This window comes from Limnobacter humi (genome assembly GCF_024518835.1).
GTDB classification, from domain to species: Bacteria; Pseudomonadota; Gammaproteobacteria; order Burkholderiales; family Burkholderiaceae_B; genus Limnobacter; species Limnobacter humi.
Genome location: NZ_JANIGO010000006.1, coordinates 81,223 through 96,215, shown reverse-complemented (window position 1 = coordinate 96,215; position 14,993 = coordinate 81,223). Strand labels below are relative to the sequence as shown.

Sequence of the window (14,993 nt, the reverse complement as noted above, 5' to 3'; positions counted from 1 at the left end):
CTATGAAAATATTTTCCAGACAATCAAGTGAGAAAATGCGCCACCAGGGCCTGGGTATCCGGGTCGTGGGGCAGGCTGATGTGGTCGGTGCCCTTCACTTTGGCGGCCAGCGGCTCTACGGCGAAATGCCGCATCAAATTGGCCGATGACTCGTGCGGAACCACATCGTCCTGCTCGGCCAGCACAATGAACGTGGGGCAATGCACATAACCGGCACATTCGGTGGAGTTGAATTTGCTGCGCAACAACCACGACACCGGCGCCAAAGGCACCTTGCTTTTGGCGATGGTTTCCAGGCTGTCGTAAGGGGTAAACAGCACCAGCTTGTGCACCGGCGCACTGCTGGCCAGTTGCATGGCCACACCGGTTCCCAGGCTGCGACCAATCACGGAAATCCGGTTCAAGTCGCACCAGGGTTGCTCGGCCACCCACCGGTAAATGGCGCGGGCATCGGCCACCAAGTGCTTTTCAGAGGGCGTGCCGCCCGAATGGCCATAACCCCGGTGGTTGAAAAACACCATGGGCAGGTTTTTAAACCCGTGGGCTTCCGTGAGCAGCCAACGCACGTCTTCACTGCGGCCGCCGAAGTAAATGGCACAGGGCAACTGGCTGCCGGCACCCCCCAGGCCTTTGGGCATGCGCACCCAGCCTTCCAGGTTAACGCCTGGGGCGACATTCAGGCTGAGCTCGGTGAATTCAGAATCGACGGCGGTGCGCACTGGCAGCGGGTCGAGCTGCGGGCTGAAAATGTGACGGGTTTGACTGAAGTAAAGGTAGGTCCAGTAGGCCGCAAACCCCATGGAGGCCGACAGGGCCACTCGGGGTACCACTTTGTTGATGCGTTGCGGTTCGGTCTTCATGATGCTGGGTGCCACAAAAAACAGTGAAGTTCCTGACTGTGACAACGGCATGACGTGTCACTTCTTGAGATTCAGTGTATTGAAACCGCTTTGTCACAAATGCGTGATCTGCGGGCTTTTGGTGCGCCAGTTGCGCGATTGGAGGGAATTGCCCACATGACGTGTCACAAGGCACAGCGCCTTTGCAGCATGGAATGGGAAAACTTCCCGGGACAAAGCGGCTAGACTGAACTAGCGTGCGTAGAACACCCAAAGAGGATGAATGTGATGCAGTTGACATGGAAAGGATTGGCACTGGCAGTGAGCCTGGTGGCCAGCACGGCTGCCTGCTCGAAAAAGCCAGACACGCCAAAGACAGCCGAACCCCCCGTGGCGCAGAACGAAGCCACCAAGCCCAGCACACCCGCTGTGGTGTATGTAAGCCACCAGGATGGCCCCCTGACCGTGTACGCGGTGGGCGATTACACCAAGTTGGGCGAGATCAACGTGGGCGAAGGGGCCCGCGGTGTGGGGCTGAGTGATGACGGCAGCTTGCTGGTGGTGGCGGTGAAAAGCAGCGCCGACCTGGCCATTGTGGACACCGCCACCCGGCAGGTTGTAAAACGCGTACCGGTTGGAAAAAACCCCGAGTTTGTGCGGGTGCTGGGCGACCGGGCATTTGTGGCCTATGAACCCTCATCGGAAGGTGGGCCGCCGCCCAAGCCAGGCTCCAAAGAGGCCAAAGCGCGCGAAAAAGCCAAACAAGATGACGATGATGACCTGCCAGCCCAGGTGGCGGTGATTGACTTGAAAAAGGGCGAGAAGATCAAGGAAATTACGGCCGGCATGGAAACAGAGGGCATCGAATTTTCTGGCGATGGGAAAAACATCATCGTGACCAATGAAGCCGATGAAAATGTGTCGGTGCACAGCATTGAAACCGGTGAAGTGGTCAAACGGATTGACACCCGGCAATACGGCATTCGGCCACGGGGCGTTAAACGCGCACCAGACGGAAAGCACTATGCAGTGACCCTGGAATACGGCAACAAACTGCTGAAGCTGGACAAAGACTTCAATGTGGTGGACACCACACCCACCGGCGAAGTGCCTTACGGCGTGACCTATTCCCGCGACGGCAAGGAAATTCTGGTGGCCCTGGCCCGTGGCAAGGTGATCCAGGTGTTTGATGCAGACACCCTGAACCTGAAGCGTGAAATGCCGGTGGGCGACCGCTGCTGGCACTTCAGCTACACACCCGATGACAGTCAACTGGTGGTGGCGTGTGGCCGCAGCCGTGAAATTCGTGTGTTGAATGCCCAAACCGGTGAAACCTTGAAAACCATCACGGAAGGCGACATGCCCTGGGGCGTGATTGTTTCGCCAAAGTCAGTGGGCACCCTGGACATGCCCGGCAAATAAACCTGCCATACTGGGGGCAGTGCACGCCCCCAGTTCCCCCATGCGCCCATTACCCATTCGGATCATAACCCGCCGGCTTGTTGTCAGTGTGTGCGTACTCCTGACCATAAGCCTTGGTGCTGGCGCACACGCCCAGCAACGCAGCGCCCGAGGGCAGGAGTTTTACGAGCTGGGCCAGCAAATCGGCAAGGCCATTCAGGAAGGCCGCGACGACCAGGCTGAGCAAATGGCCCTGCAACGGTTGGAGATTGCCGGTGAGGGCAATGGCCACATGCAACGGGCCGCTTATTTCACGCTGGGCACTGCGCTGGCTGCACAAGGCCGCGCTGCGGAGGCCGAAATTGCCCTGAACAAAGCACTGGACATGCAAAACCCTGAACTGGCTGCCGGGCGGGACCTGAGCATCAAGATTTTGGGCCGCCTGGCTGTGGTGCAGGGCCAGCAAGGCAAACTGGCCCTGGCCAACCAGTCCATGGAATTGACCATGGGGCTGCTTCGGCAACAGGGGTTTAACTCGGCCGACGACTTGAAATGGTTCCGCCCCCTCATCCACAACCTGATGCAGCTCAAGCAGTTTGACCAGGCACAGGCCCGACTGGATGAGGCCTTTGGGATTGCGAACCGGCTGCCTGCAACGGTCGACCTGAATTTCCGCCTGGGCCAGTTGCGCGAGGTGCAAGGCGACCTGTTGGCCAGAACCGGGCGGCACCGACAAGCCGTTGCAGAATTTGACAAGGCTTTGACACTGTACAGCCCGCAGAACCCGGACATCCGCACTGACGTTCAACGCTGCGCACTGAGCAAGGCGGAGAGTTTGCTGCGGGTGGGACAAACCGCGGAGGCTGCTGCTGTGGTGGCCACCTGGCTGCCCATGATTCGTGATGCACGCGGTGAAAAGCACACGCTGTACGCCCGGGCGCGAGTGCTTCAGGCTCATGCTGTGAGCCTGACGGAACCCAGCGAGGCACTGCCCCTGTATGCCCAAGCCTGGGCAATTTTTCTGGACAACGATGCCAACAACGAACTGGTGCAGCTGCTGCCACGCTACGTGGCTGCCTTGCAGTCGGCCGGGCAGCTGGGCACAGCCCGGGACGTGACCCTGACTGGACTGGACCGCATTGACCGCCTGTTTGGGCAAACACAGGGGCTGGATGACCGCGTGCGAGAGGATTTGGCCAGGGCCACCCAGGGCAATTTTGAACGCGCCCTTGAACTGCTGACGCGCATGAACCGCGACACGCCCGGTGCAGGCCATGATCGGGATGCCTTGGGTGTGCTGTCTCGGATGCAAAGCCGGCTGTTCACCGAGCAGCTGCGCAAAGCCGATGTCAAGAGTTACAGCAAGAACACTGCACTGATGGACAAAGTCCGGGTGTTCAAGGCCGAAAGTGCGCGACTGGATGCCTTGCGGCTGCAAGGCCTGGTTCGCGGACAGACGGATGCCGACCCAGTGGCGCCGACCTCAGCCACGGAAGACCCGATGGTGGCGCAACGCAGAATCAAGTCCGACACGGAATACCGTGAACGGCGAAAGGCCCAATCAGCCCTGGTGAAAACGCTGGCCGACGATTTGTGGAAGACCTTTCCACGGTACATGGAGCTGACACGCCCGCGAGCCATTGATGTCACGGAATTGCAGAAGACTGTGCTTCGCAAGGACGATGCCGTGCTGAGCTATGCCTTGCTGGAGCATGAACTGCTGATTTTTCTGACCACACAACACCAATTGGTGTTGCGCAGTGTGCCGGTGGAGCGCAGCGACCTCAACCGCTGGGTGCAAGAGGTGCGGGCAACCATGGAAAACCCCGGTGACAACCTGGAGCATTTACAGGACCTGAACCCGGCCACACTGCACCGCCTGTACAGCATCCTGATCGAACCGGTTCAAGCCGAACTGGCGGCCTACCCCCGCTGGATTGTGGTGGCCGACGGCCCATTGTTTACCCTGCCCTTTGAGTTGTTGGTGAGCCGATGGGGGCCGCGCGAACAAACTGCGTTTGAAGCACTGAAAGCCACGCAAGGTGACACCCTGGGCCAGTACCGGGTGCTCAATTACCTGGCCCGCAACACACGCATCAGCTACCTGCCGAGCCTGTCGTCCCTGGTGTCGGTCCGCTTGTACAGCAACCCATTGCCGAGGTTTGAAACCGAGCTGACCTCTTTTGCCAACCCATCGTTTGGATCGGCCTCTGGAGACGTTCTGGAACGCGCACAACGCAGCCTTCACAAGCGCGGGGCGCTCAGCATTCCCCCCTTGCCGGAAACCGAAACCGAGGCTCGCCAATTGGCCCAAGTGCTGGGCAAAACCAGCCGCCTGTTTTTGGGAGAAGAGGCGCAGGAGCACCGTGTTAAAACCGAAAACCTGGCCAGCACCCGTTACCTGCACTTTGCCACCCATGGATTGCTGGGCAGTGAAACCGCCCGCCTGAACGACGGGCCCGCAGCACTGAACCAACCTGCCCTGTTGATGAGCCTGAGTGGCAACCTGCGCGGCGAAGACGGCTTGCTGACCATGTCCGAAATTTTGGGGGGATTGACGCTGAATGCCGAACTGGCGGTGCTGTCAGCCTGCAACACAGCGGGTGAAACGAGCAAGGCCAACAGTGGCGAGGGGTTTGCCGGCTTAACCCGGGCCTTCATGTTTGCAGGTGCCCACCGCTTGATGGTGAGCCACTGGAGTGTAGAAAGTGCCACCACCGAACGGCTGGTAACTCACACATTCCAGGGCTTGACCCGGGGCAACACAGCCGACGCGGCGCTGGACCAGGCCCGAAAGGACTTGATTCAGGACACCCTGACGGTGGGGGGCGTGGCCCTGTCGACTGCGCACCCTTATTTTTGGGCGCCGTTTGTGCTGGTGGGCGACTGAACTGGCGCAGCGGGCTGCGCAGGCTCGGCAGACCGAACAGACCGCATGATGACAGCGCCTGCATTGCGCTCAGGCGCACCGGTGGGATTGCGAACCACAGGCTTGCTGGCTTTGGGCAGCAAGGCCGGTGGATTGCCTTTGATGCCCTTCAATTCGAGCGCATTCACCTGGAATGTGGCTGGGCCCGTGACGGCGTACTCGGTACCTTGTTTGTACAGGGTTACTGTCATTTTGCCGCCAGGGGCAAGCTCAACGGTTGAGCCTTCCGTTAAAAAATCCAATGGGGCCAGTGCGCCGCCTGGCTTGGCCTGGGCGTTGCCTTGAAGGTCGATGATGGTGCCCACCTCGGCTGGTCCGGCAGCCTGCAGCAGCGCCATGGGGCCCACACTCAAGCTCAGTGCAAGCCATGCTGAGCGGACGGTTTTTGATGACAGGTTCATGCTGATTGCACTCCGTAAACAGACAGGTCGCTTCGCCCTTTTAAGGACTTTAGCCCCAGATCACGCCAATGAACAGCCCCCGGTGCATGGTGCTCAATGGAATCCACCACGGCGCGGGACACCACAATGCCCTGCCCCAGGCCCTTGCACAGCCCTTCCAGCCGGGCCGCCACGTTCACCACGTCCCCAATGGCCGTGTACTCACGGCGTTGCGGCCCACCGATAAAACCCACCAAGGCCTCACCCACATGCAACCCGATGCCGATGTGCAGCGAGGGCAGTTGTCGGGCAGCCAATGTTTGGTTCAGGTCAGTCAAGGCCTGCTGCATGTGCAAGGCTGACCGCACCGCGCACAGTGCCGGGCATTCCAGGGTGTTGGGGGCACCATAAAAAGCCATCAGGCCATCGCCGATGAATTTGTCCACCGTGCCACCGTGGGCATGCACGTGGTGCGTCATTTGGTCAAAGTACAGGTTCAGGAGTTCAACAACACGCTCGGGTGCAGTGTGTTCTGACAAGGTTGTAAAGCCACGGATGTCGGAAAACAGAACACACACCGGCACGCGACTGCCCTGTGACTGGGCCTTGAGTTGCCCACTGACCATGGCTTTGAGGACCTGTGGGCTGACTGACGACCCAAAGGCCTGTTGCAGGCGATGGCGCTCACGCAGGCCAAGGATTGCATCCACCGACCAACGGGTGGCCACCGTGCCCATGAGGGCCATGCACCAGGACACCGCGGGCCACCACCACTGGTGTGCAAGCCCATACCCTTGCAGGCCCACAGCGAAGACCATGGCCAGGGCCACACCGCCAAACCACCACCCCGCCCGCACACGCCAATAGGCCAGGCACGCCAACAGCAGCAAGGTTGGCAACAGCCAGGCAGGCATGGGTTGAATGCTGGCATGGTGCAACTGGGTGAGCGCAATTTGCGCATGCACCAGCACACCGGGCACGCGACGGTTGTCGGCATCCCAAGCGGCGATGGCACGGGGCACCCGGTGAATGTCGGTGTCGTTGAGCACAGAGCCCAGCAGCACGATGCGGCCCCCAAACTGGCCCTGCAACCAGGCTGTGTCACCCTGGCGGGCATGGTCTAGCACGGCCAACAGGGGGATATAGTCAAAGCCTTGGCCCAGGCCGTAGTTGATCCAACCCGTGCGCTGGGGCTGCAGGCCTGCTGCTTTCAACAATTCACCGGCAAAGTAGTGCGCGCTGCCATCGGCGGACAATTCGGGCTGGCAACCGGCACCCGGCAAAGCGCGCACCCGGTTGTCGCTGTGCACGCACAACATCACCGAGGCTTCCTTGTCGAAATCACCGGGTTGGCGATTCAACACGGCGCGGTAATCCACCAACGGTTCGCGGAACTGGCCGCGCTCGGCGTCCCAAATGCGGGCCACCACCACGGGCACGGACTGGCTGGTGCGCAACAAGCCTTTGAGCAGGCTGCGGTGAAAATCCACCAGACCGTCTCGCGATGCCACACCATCGAACCGTTTTTCAGGCAGAACAAAATCCACCCCAATGGCCCGTGCCTGCCCGGTTGCAGCCGCTTGCAGGGCGGCAGCCAACTCTTCGTGAATCAGCGACAGGGGTTTGTCCAGTTGCTGAACAAAGGCATCGTCCACACCCACCACCCGAATCATGTCCCCGGTATTTACCCGGGGTTGGTGGTTCAGTGCGGGGGTGTTCATCCACGCATCCAGCACAGCCAACTCAACAGGGTTGTGCTCACCAAATGCCAGCAAAGCCGCGCCCAGCAAGCCGGAGAGCAACAGACCAACACAGTGCAGGGGACGAATCATGGACGAGGAACACGGGTGAATGCCGACACAATAACTGGTTTGGCGATTCATTTGGCGTTAATTTGCACTGCCTAGTCTGTGACCATGCTCAACAGATTGGACTTTGGCAACATGCATCGCGACTGTGAAACCTGCCCGCAGGAATCGCCGAGACTGAACCTCGCGATCAGCGATCTGCGTGTTGAACGCGAATTGCGGGAATTCATTGCCGACACCTTCAAGCGCCATTACGATGCGCGCCTGGACACCTACTGCAACACCCTGGTGGGTGTTCGTGCAGAAGGCGGGCAGTTGCAGGCGGCTGCAGGCTACAACCTGGCCGACGAAGGCCCCTTGTTTCTGGAACAGTACCTGGACGAAGGCATTGAGCAACGGGTGTACCGCCAACTGAGCTGGCAAATTGACCGGGAAGACATTGCCGAGGTGGGCAACCTGGCTGCAGCGGGCGCCGGTGGCACACGCCTGCTGGTGAGGGTGATGACCCAACACCTGCACCGCATGGGCCGACGCTGGGTGGTATTCACCGCCACCCAAAGCCTGATCAACAGCTTTCACCGCCTGGGATTGCAACCAATTGCACTGGCACCGGCCATGGCCGAGAAGGTGAAATGCCCGCAAGCCTGGGGACGCTACTACGAGCAAAAACCGTGGGTGGTGATCGGTGACATTGCGCAGGGCTATGCACAGCTGGAAGGCTTGAACCAACTGATTCCGGCGGAGTGCCTGCAATGAAAGTGCATCACACACTGGACGCGGTCTTGAGCAACTACCGGGGGAATATCATCGGTGGGCCGCAGCAACACTGGACTGCTGACACATTGCGGCGACGTGTGCTGGACTGGATGAGTACCCTGCGCGCACACCCGGCCCTGCTGAACCGCACAGCCAGCGTGGGCGTGCTGATGGACAACAACCCCAACTGGATTGCGATCGACCTGGCCGCTGCATTGCTGGACGTGGTGATGGTGCCGCTGCCTGATTTTTTTGTGCGGGAGCAACTGGTGCACCTGGTGCAAGAGGCCCAGGTTGGACTGCTGATCACCGACCAGCCAGCCATGGGTGCTGCACTGGGGTTCTCTGGTTTGAAAACCACACACCCCACCACCCTGAACGTGATGGGATCGAACACCGACGGATGGTCGACACTGCCATCGGGGTTTAACAAAGTGACCTTCACATCGGGCACCACCGGGCAACCCAAAGGCGTTTGCCTGCGGGTTGACCAGCAGGTGGGTGTGGCACAGGCCCTGGATGCCGCCACGCGAAGCCTGCACATTCAGCACCACCTGTGCCTGCTGCCATTGGCAGTATTGCTGGAAAACATTGCGGGGGTTTACGCGCCCCTGCTGGCCAACGCCAACATTGTGTGCCCACCACTGGCCCAAACCGGTCTGACGGGTGCCAGCCAGTTTGATGCGCAGCAGTGCCTGAATACCATTGCACAGTACCAGGCCGAGAGCGTGATTGTATTGCCGCAAATGTTGTACGCATTGCTGATGGCCACCGAGGCTCAGGATGCACGCACCCGCAGCCTGCGGTTTATTGCGGTGGGCGGCGGAAAAGTACCGAAGAGTCTCCTGACCCTGGCGCACCAGCTGGGCTGGCCTGTGTTTGAAGGCTACGGGCTCAGCGAATGCGCCTCGGTGGTTTGCCTGAACACACCCCAGGCACAACAGGCGGGCAGCGTGGGCAAACCGCTGGACGGCGTTGAATTGCGCATTGCCGTCGATGGCGAAATTTGGGTGAAAGGCCGTGGCTTTGCAGGCTATCTGCACGACTTGAAAGCAGGCCGAGGCAACACGGTTGCCCAGGGCGACTGGATACCCACTGGCGATTTGGGTCGCCAGGATCCGGCTGGTTATGTGTGCATTGATGGGCGAAAAAAGAATTTGATCATCACCGGTTTTGGACGCAATGTGAGTCCCGAGTGGCCAGAGAGCCTCCTTCTGGCCACTGGCTTTTTTCTTCAAGCCGCCGTGTTTGGAGAAGGAGAAGCCACGCTCACTGCGGTACTGGTTCCCCGATCCCCGTTGCGCGATGCGCAATTGGCGTCGGCCCTGGACCAAGTCAACCAGCAACTCCCGGACTACGCGCGCATCACGCGCACCGTGGTCGCGGCCGAACCTTTTCAACATCACAACGGCATGGCAACAGCCAACGGTCGAATTCGACGCGAGGCCATTGCGCAGCGTTACCTTGCCGTTTCAGTGAACGCTCCCACGGAGATCCAAGCAGCATGACTTCTTTTTTTCAACAGCTTCAACGGGAAACCGAACCCAGCCGACAAGCCCTGGTCAGCACGCCAATTATTCAAGAGGCGCTACGCGGCGAGGTAACCCGACAGCAATACATTGCCTTTCTAAGCCAGGCTTACCACCATGTGCGCCACACGGTGCCGCTGCTGATGGCTTGCGGCAGCCGCTTGGGCAGTGGGCATGAATTTTTGAAGAAGGCGATTGCTGAGTACATCGAGGAAGAATACGGCCATGAGCAGTGGATTCTGGATGACATTGCAGCGGCTGGCGGCAACCCGGAACAGGTGAAGAACAGTCAACCCCACATCAGCACCGCGGCCATGGTGGCTTACGCTTACCACCAGATTGACCGCCGCAACCCGGTTGGTTTTTTCGGCATGGTGCATGTGCTGGAAGGCACCAGCACCGCGCTGGCGACATTGGCGGCTGAAAAAATCCAGACGAACCTCGGGTTGCCACCCAACGCTTTCAGTTACCTGACCTCCCACGGCAGCCTGGACCTGGAGCATGTGAAATTCTTTGAGAACCTGGTCAACCAACTAACGCTGGCGGATGACCACCAGGCAGTGATCGACACCGCCCATGCCATGTACCACCTGTATGGCAACTTGTTTCGCAGCCTGCCTCAGTCGGACAGCCACGCCTTGTTTGATGAAGCCCTGACTGCACACTGAGAGGAGGCTCACGCCATGCGCCTGAACAACACACCCCATCGAACCATATTGACTGGTGCCAGCGGTGGCATTGGCCGTGCCATGGCCTTTGAATTGGCCAAAGTCAGCAACAGCTTGCTGCTGTTGGGCCGGCAGGCCGATGCCTTGCTGGCCTTGCGCGATGAGCTGCTGCGCGAGCAGGGGCCAACGCCCATCCAGGTGGACGTGCTGGCGGGTGACCTGCTGGACCCCGACTACCTGAAAGTCGTGAGCGAGAAGGCCGCTGCACTGTCGTGCAATCTGTTGATCAACAATGCCGGCATCAATGCCTTTGGGCCCAGTCACCGGGTGGATGCGCAGGCACAAACCCGCATCGTTCAAACCAACCTGCTGGCCCCCATGCTGCTCACGAATGCCCTGCTGCCCGGTTTGTTGAAGCAGCCTCACGCCCAAGTGGTGCAGGTGGGTTCCATTTTTGGCTACATCGGCTACCCCGGCAACGCAGCCTATTGCGCCAGCAAATTCGGCCTTCGCGGTTACGCGCAGGCACTGGCCCGGGAAAACGCCGACAGCCCGGTGCGCGTGAAATATTTTGCGCCACGGGCCACGTCCACAACCATCAATGCAGGGGCTGTGGATGCTTTGAACAAGGCATTGAAAGTGAAGAGCGACACACCGGAGTTTGTGGCGCGGCAGCTCATCGATTTTTTGGACACGGCCGACTTTGAACGCAAGCTGGGCTGGCCCGAAAAACTGTTTGTTTTCTTGAACCAGCTCTTCCCCGGCCTGAACGACCGGGCCATTGCTGGCCAGTTGCCGGTGATACGGCAACATTTCTGACCCATACCTGGAGCACTTGAATGAAACCACTGTTTAAAACCCACCTGGCTGCCCTGGGCCTGATGGCCATGACCAGCCTGGCCTGGGCCATGCCCAGCGAAGCTGTGCGCAATCTGCAATCCGACTGGGCTGAGGCCATGTACCACCAGAAGGACGATGCCAAGGAAAAAGCCTTGGAAAAATTGTCGGACACGGCGCGTGGTGTGGTGGCCAGCAACCCCAAAGACCCGGACGCCTACATTTGGGAAGGCATTGTGCTGGGCAGTTATGCTGGCGCAAAAGGCGGTTTGGGTGCATTGGGCCTGGTGAAAGAGGCCAAGGCCGCTTTTGAAAAAGCCATCACGATGGATGCCAGGGCACTGGACGGCTCTGCGCTGACGAGTTTGGGCTCGCTCTATTACCAGGTGCCCGGCTGGCCTTTGGGTTTTGGCAATGATGAAAAGGCTGAAGAGTTTCTGAAGAAGGGCTTGGCGATCAACCCAACCGGCATCGACCCCAACTATTTCTACGGTGATTTTCTGTACCGCAAAGGCCGATACAACGAGGCCGAAGCCGCACTGACCAAAGCCCTGGCAGCACCAGCACGCCCTGGCCGTGAATTGGCCGATGAGGGCCGCCGTGGCGAAATTCAGGCCTTGTTGGTCAAAGTGAAAGCCAAGAAGTAAAAAGCGCACTACACTGCTGAAAAAAACGTCGTGGGAGACAGTTCAGTGCGTGTATTGCTGGTTGAAGACGATGAAGACATTGCCAGCGGCGTGGCCGAAGCGCTGCGCCGCCGCGCCTATCAGGTGGACTGGATTTCCGATGGACGGCAGGCCCTTCGCGCTGCGCTGGACAACCCCTTTGACCTCATCATTCTGGATTTGGGCTTGCCCGGGCTGGACGGACTGGATGTACTGGGCCAACTCCGCCAGAAACAGAAGTCCACGCCCACCATCATTGTGAGTGCCCGCGACACCACCCGAAACCGGATCGACGGATTGAACGCCGGTGCGGACGATTACCTCATCAAACCCTTTGACCTGGAAGAATTGTTTGCGCGCATCCATGCGATTGAACGACGTTCCAGTGGCGCATCGACCAACGTGCTCAAGTTGGGCTTGGTCGAGCTGGACCTGCGAGGCCTGACCGTGCGGTACAACGCCGAGGAAGTGGTGCTTCAACGCCGTGAATTCAGTCTGTTGAAGAAATTGATGGAAAACCCGCGGCAGGTATTCACCCGCGAGCAGTTGGAAGAAAGCCTGTACGGCTGGACATCGGATGTGGGCAGCAACACCATCGACGTGTATGTCCACAACATTCGCAAGAAAATGTATCCAGAGGTCATCAAAACCCTGCGGGGAGTTGGATATCGCATCGACCCCACCATTGCGGGCGGCGGTTCATCCGAATGAACTTCACCGCACAAACCGTGATTGAGGCACAACCCGAACGACGCCACGTCGACAGTGCCTATTCGATGCGAACCCGCATCATGTTGGGTTTGGTGGTTGCTGTGGCGGCCATCATGGGCATTGCTGGCGTGGCCAGCTACCGGGTTGCCCTGCATGAGGCCGATGAAATTTTCAGTGCCCGACTGGCCACGTCTGCCCGGGTGCTGGATACGCTGCTGGCCCAGCAAATTGAACACGCCACGATCGAGAAACCGATTGTGATCCACATCCCGGGGGGCTTGAAAGACGCGGACCCGGAAGACCCCTCCCCATCCGGACACCCGTACGAAACCAAACTGGCTTTTCAAGTGTGGAACCATGAAGGCCGCTTGCTGGTGCGGTCTGAATACGCACCCGACCAGCGCCTGGGTTTCGGGCGCGAGGGGTTTTTTGAGCGCCATGTGGGCGAACGCGACTGGCATGTGTTTGCCATGGACTCGCAAGACGGCCACATCTGGATTGAAGTGGCCGAGGAGATGGGCTTGCGGGCTGAAATTGCCGGCGATGTGGGGGTGGTGTTGAGCAGCCCGCTGTTCATTGGGTTTGTGGTGCTCCTGGTGGTGGTGAATTTGATTGTGATTGCCGGTTTCCGACCATTGTCCAAACTGGCAGAAACCATTGAAAGCCGTGACCCCAAAGACACCTCACCGGTGGCCCTGGACCGAACACCGAATGAAATTCTGCCGGTGGTTGAGGCGCTGAACCGCCTGCTTGACCGCATGGCCCATGTGATGAGTCGCGAACGGCGATTTACCGATTCGGCCGCACACGAACTGCGAACGCCGTTGGCAGCACTGTCGGTGCATGCACAAAACATCAGCAGCGCCCGCAACGAGGAGGAGCAGGCAGTCTCGCTGGCTCACCTGATGACCGGCCTGAACCGAACCAAACACCTGGTTGAACAGATGCTGACCTACAGCCGCATCCATTCTGATCTGGACGGTGAAGTGCCAGGCCCGGTGAACCTCAATGAAGAACTGCGCTACCTGGTCAACAACCAGCGTGCCGTGCTGGAGGGCACCGGCCTTCACATTGCCTTGTCGCTGCCGGAACAGGTGGTGACCATTCAAGCCCGAAAAGGCCTGTTGGAAATGATGATCCGCAACTTGCTGGACAATGCCTGCAAATACACGCTGAACCCGGCAGAACCGGTGGAAATCGGTTTTAATGAGGTGGACGCACACACCCTGACGCTGACCGTCAGCAACAGTGCCGAACCCATGACCACCGATCAAGCCCAGCAAATTTTTGAGCCGTATTACCGCATTCCGAATGCGCGCCAAAAGGGCAACGGGCTGGGCCTGGCCATCGTGAAAGAGGTGGTTGAACTGCATGGCTGGTCCCTGGCCTTGAGCCAAGGCGACGGGCGTTTCAACATTGTGGTCAGCCTGTACAACGGAGAACAAGAATGAGCAAGCCATCCAACGAGAGACAGGCCATTGAGCATCACACGATTGCTGTTCATGGCGCCAACCTGCAAGTGCTGGTTGGTGGCGAAGGGCCGGAAGTGTTGCTGGTCCATGGTTTCCCCGATGACCACACCGTGTGGCGCAAACAGATTCCGGCCCTCATTCAGGCTGGGTTTCGGGTGATTGCGCCCGACCTTCGCGGCTTTGGCGAGTCATCCCTGCCCAAATCGAAAAGCGCTTACCATTTAAGCCACCTCACCAATGACCTGGTGATGGTGCTGGATGCACTGCATGTGGAGAAAGCCCATGTGGTGGGGCACGACTGGGGGGCCATCATCGGCTGGTTCTTCACCATGGGCAATCAGGACCGGGTGTTGTCTTACACCGCAATGTCGGTGGGCCATCCTTTGGCCTATGCCAAAGGCGGATTGGCTCAAAAATTGAAAGGCTGGTACACCGTGGCTTTCCAGTTGCCGTGGGTGTCTGAAGTGCTCATCAAGGCGGCCAACTGGACAGCGCTGCGCACATTCACCGGGCAGACCGAGGAGGCAGAGCGCTGGATTGACCGGATGCGTCGACCGGGCCGCCTGACCGCAGGGTTGAACCTGTACCGCGCCAATGTCGACCTGATTCTGGCCCGCAAATACCCGGAGATTACCGTGCCGGTGATGGGCGTGTGGAGCGACGGCGATCGCTACCTGGCCGAGTCGCAAATGGTGGAAAGCGGCAAACTGGTCAAAGGCCCCTGGGAATACCACCGCATGGAAGGGGCCAGCCATTGGTTTCAGCTGGAAAAGCCCATGGAAACCAACGCCCTGCTCATCAATTACCTGAAGCACCACGCAGCCTAAAAACCAGTCGAGGAAACACGACGATGAAGGCAGCAGGACCGTGAAAACCCTTAAGGAAAAAACCCCCCTCCAAAGAGAATATATCTTCTGATTTGTCAACCATTTAGAATCGCCTGCAGGGAGGATGGGTTTCCCAGCCGCTGGCCGTGCAGCGCCAGCCGGAAACCACAG

Annotated in this window: 13 protein-coding genes; 10 read left to right on the top strand and 3 right to left on the bottom strand. The window is 59.2% G+C overall.

Annotated elements, in window-relative coordinates:
- Positions 1-23: 23 nt before the first annotated feature.
- Positions 24-860: an alpha/beta hydrolase gene (locus NQT62_RS14830; protein WP_256765521.1), complete on the bottom strand. Its 837-nt coding sequence runs from the start codon at positions 858-860 to the stop codon at positions 24-26.
- Positions 861-1,127: 267 nt separating this feature from the next.
- Between NQT62_RS14830 and NQT62_RS14825 the strand changes: the two genes are divergently transcribed.
- Entirely contained in the window at positions 1,128-2,261 is a 1,134-nt protein-coding gene (locus tag NQT62_RS14825) for a cytochrome D1 domain-containing protein (RefSeq protein WP_256765520.1), read from the top strand.
- A 40-nt stretch (positions 2,262-2,301) separates the two neighbouring features.
- A complete protein-coding gene (locus tag NQT62_RS14820; RefSeq protein WP_256765519.1) occupies positions 2,302-5,130 on the top strand; it encodes a CHAT domain-containing tetratricopeptide repeat protein in 2,829 nt (942 codons plus the stop codon).
- Here the strand turns inward: NQT62_RS14820 and NQT62_RS14815 are convergent.
- Positions 5,094-5,570, bottom strand: coding sequence for a hypothetical protein (locus NQT62_RS14815; RefSeq protein WP_256765518.1), 477 nt, complete (start codon positions 5,568-5,570; stop codon positions 5,094-5,096). The genes NQT62_RS14820 and NQT62_RS14815 overlap by 37 nt on opposite strands.
- Positions 5,567-7,381: an adenylate/guanylate cyclase domain-containing protein gene (locus tag NQT62_RS14810; RefSeq protein ID WP_256765517.1), complete on the bottom strand. Its 1,815-nt coding sequence runs from the start codon at positions 7,379-7,381 to the stop codon at positions 5,567-5,569. The genes NQT62_RS14815 and NQT62_RS14810 overlap by 4 nt, the downstream gene beginning before the upstream one ends.
- A gap of 111 nt (positions 7,382-7,492) precedes the next feature.
- On the opposite strand from NQT62_RS14810, the gene NQT62_RS14805 reads away from it, so the two are divergent.
- Genes NQT62_RS14805 through NQT62_RS14770 form a run of 8 tightly spaced genes read left to right on the top strand, consistent with a single transcriptional unit; the run spans position 7,493 to position 14,822 of the window.
- On the top strand, positions 7,493-8,113 hold the full coding sequence (locus NQT62_RS14805; RefSeq protein ID WP_256765516.1) for a thermostable hemolysin: 621 nt from the start codon (positions 7,493-7,495) through the stop codon (positions 8,111-8,113).
- Positions 8,110-9,621 (top strand): AMP-binding protein, encoded by a 1,512-nt coding sequence (locus NQT62_RS14800; protein WP_256765515.1) that lies wholly within the window; start codon positions 8,110-8,112, stop codon positions 9,619-9,621. The genes NQT62_RS14805 and NQT62_RS14800 overlap by 4 nt, the downstream gene beginning before the upstream one ends.
- Complete coding sequence (locus NQT62_RS14795) at positions 9,618-10,310, top strand: iron-containing redox enzyme family protein (protein ID WP_256765514.1); 693 nt, start codon at positions 9,618-9,620, stop codon at positions 10,308-10,310. The genes NQT62_RS14800 and NQT62_RS14795 overlap by 4 nt, the downstream gene beginning before the upstream one ends.
- 15 nt (positions 10,311-10,325) lie before the next feature.
- Positions 10,326-11,129 (top strand): SDR family oxidoreductase, encoded by an 804-nt coding sequence (locus NQT62_RS14790; RefSeq protein WP_256765513.1) that lies wholly within the window; start codon positions 10,326-10,328, stop codon positions 11,127-11,129.
- A gap of 20 nt (positions 11,130-11,149) precedes the next feature.
- Positions 11,150-11,794 carry a tetratricopeptide repeat protein gene (locus NQT62_RS14785; RefSeq protein WP_256765512.1) on the top strand — a complete coding sequence of 215 codons (645 nt, stop codon included), beginning with the start codon at positions 11,150-11,152 and terminating at the stop codon, positions 11,792-11,794.
- Positions 11,795-11,839: 45 nt separating this feature from the next.
- Positions 11,840-12,523 (top strand): response regulator transcription factor, encoded by a 684-nt coding sequence (locus NQT62_RS14780; protein ID WP_256765555.1) that lies wholly within the window; start codon positions 11,840-11,842, stop codon positions 12,521-12,523.
- Positions 12,520-13,974 (top strand): ATP-binding protein, encoded by a 1,455-nt coding sequence (locus tag NQT62_RS14775; RefSeq protein WP_256765511.1) that lies wholly within the window; start codon positions 12,520-12,522, stop codon positions 13,972-13,974. The genes NQT62_RS14780 and NQT62_RS14775 overlap by 4 nt, the downstream gene beginning before the upstream one ends.
- A complete protein-coding gene (locus NQT62_RS14770) occupies positions 13,971-14,822 on the top strand; it encodes an alpha/beta fold hydrolase (RefSeq protein WP_256765510.1) in 852 nt (283 codons plus the stop codon). Before NQT62_RS14775 ends, NQT62_RS14770 begins: the two co-directional genes overlap by 4 nt.
- Positions 14,823-14,993: the final 171 nt, after the last annotated feature.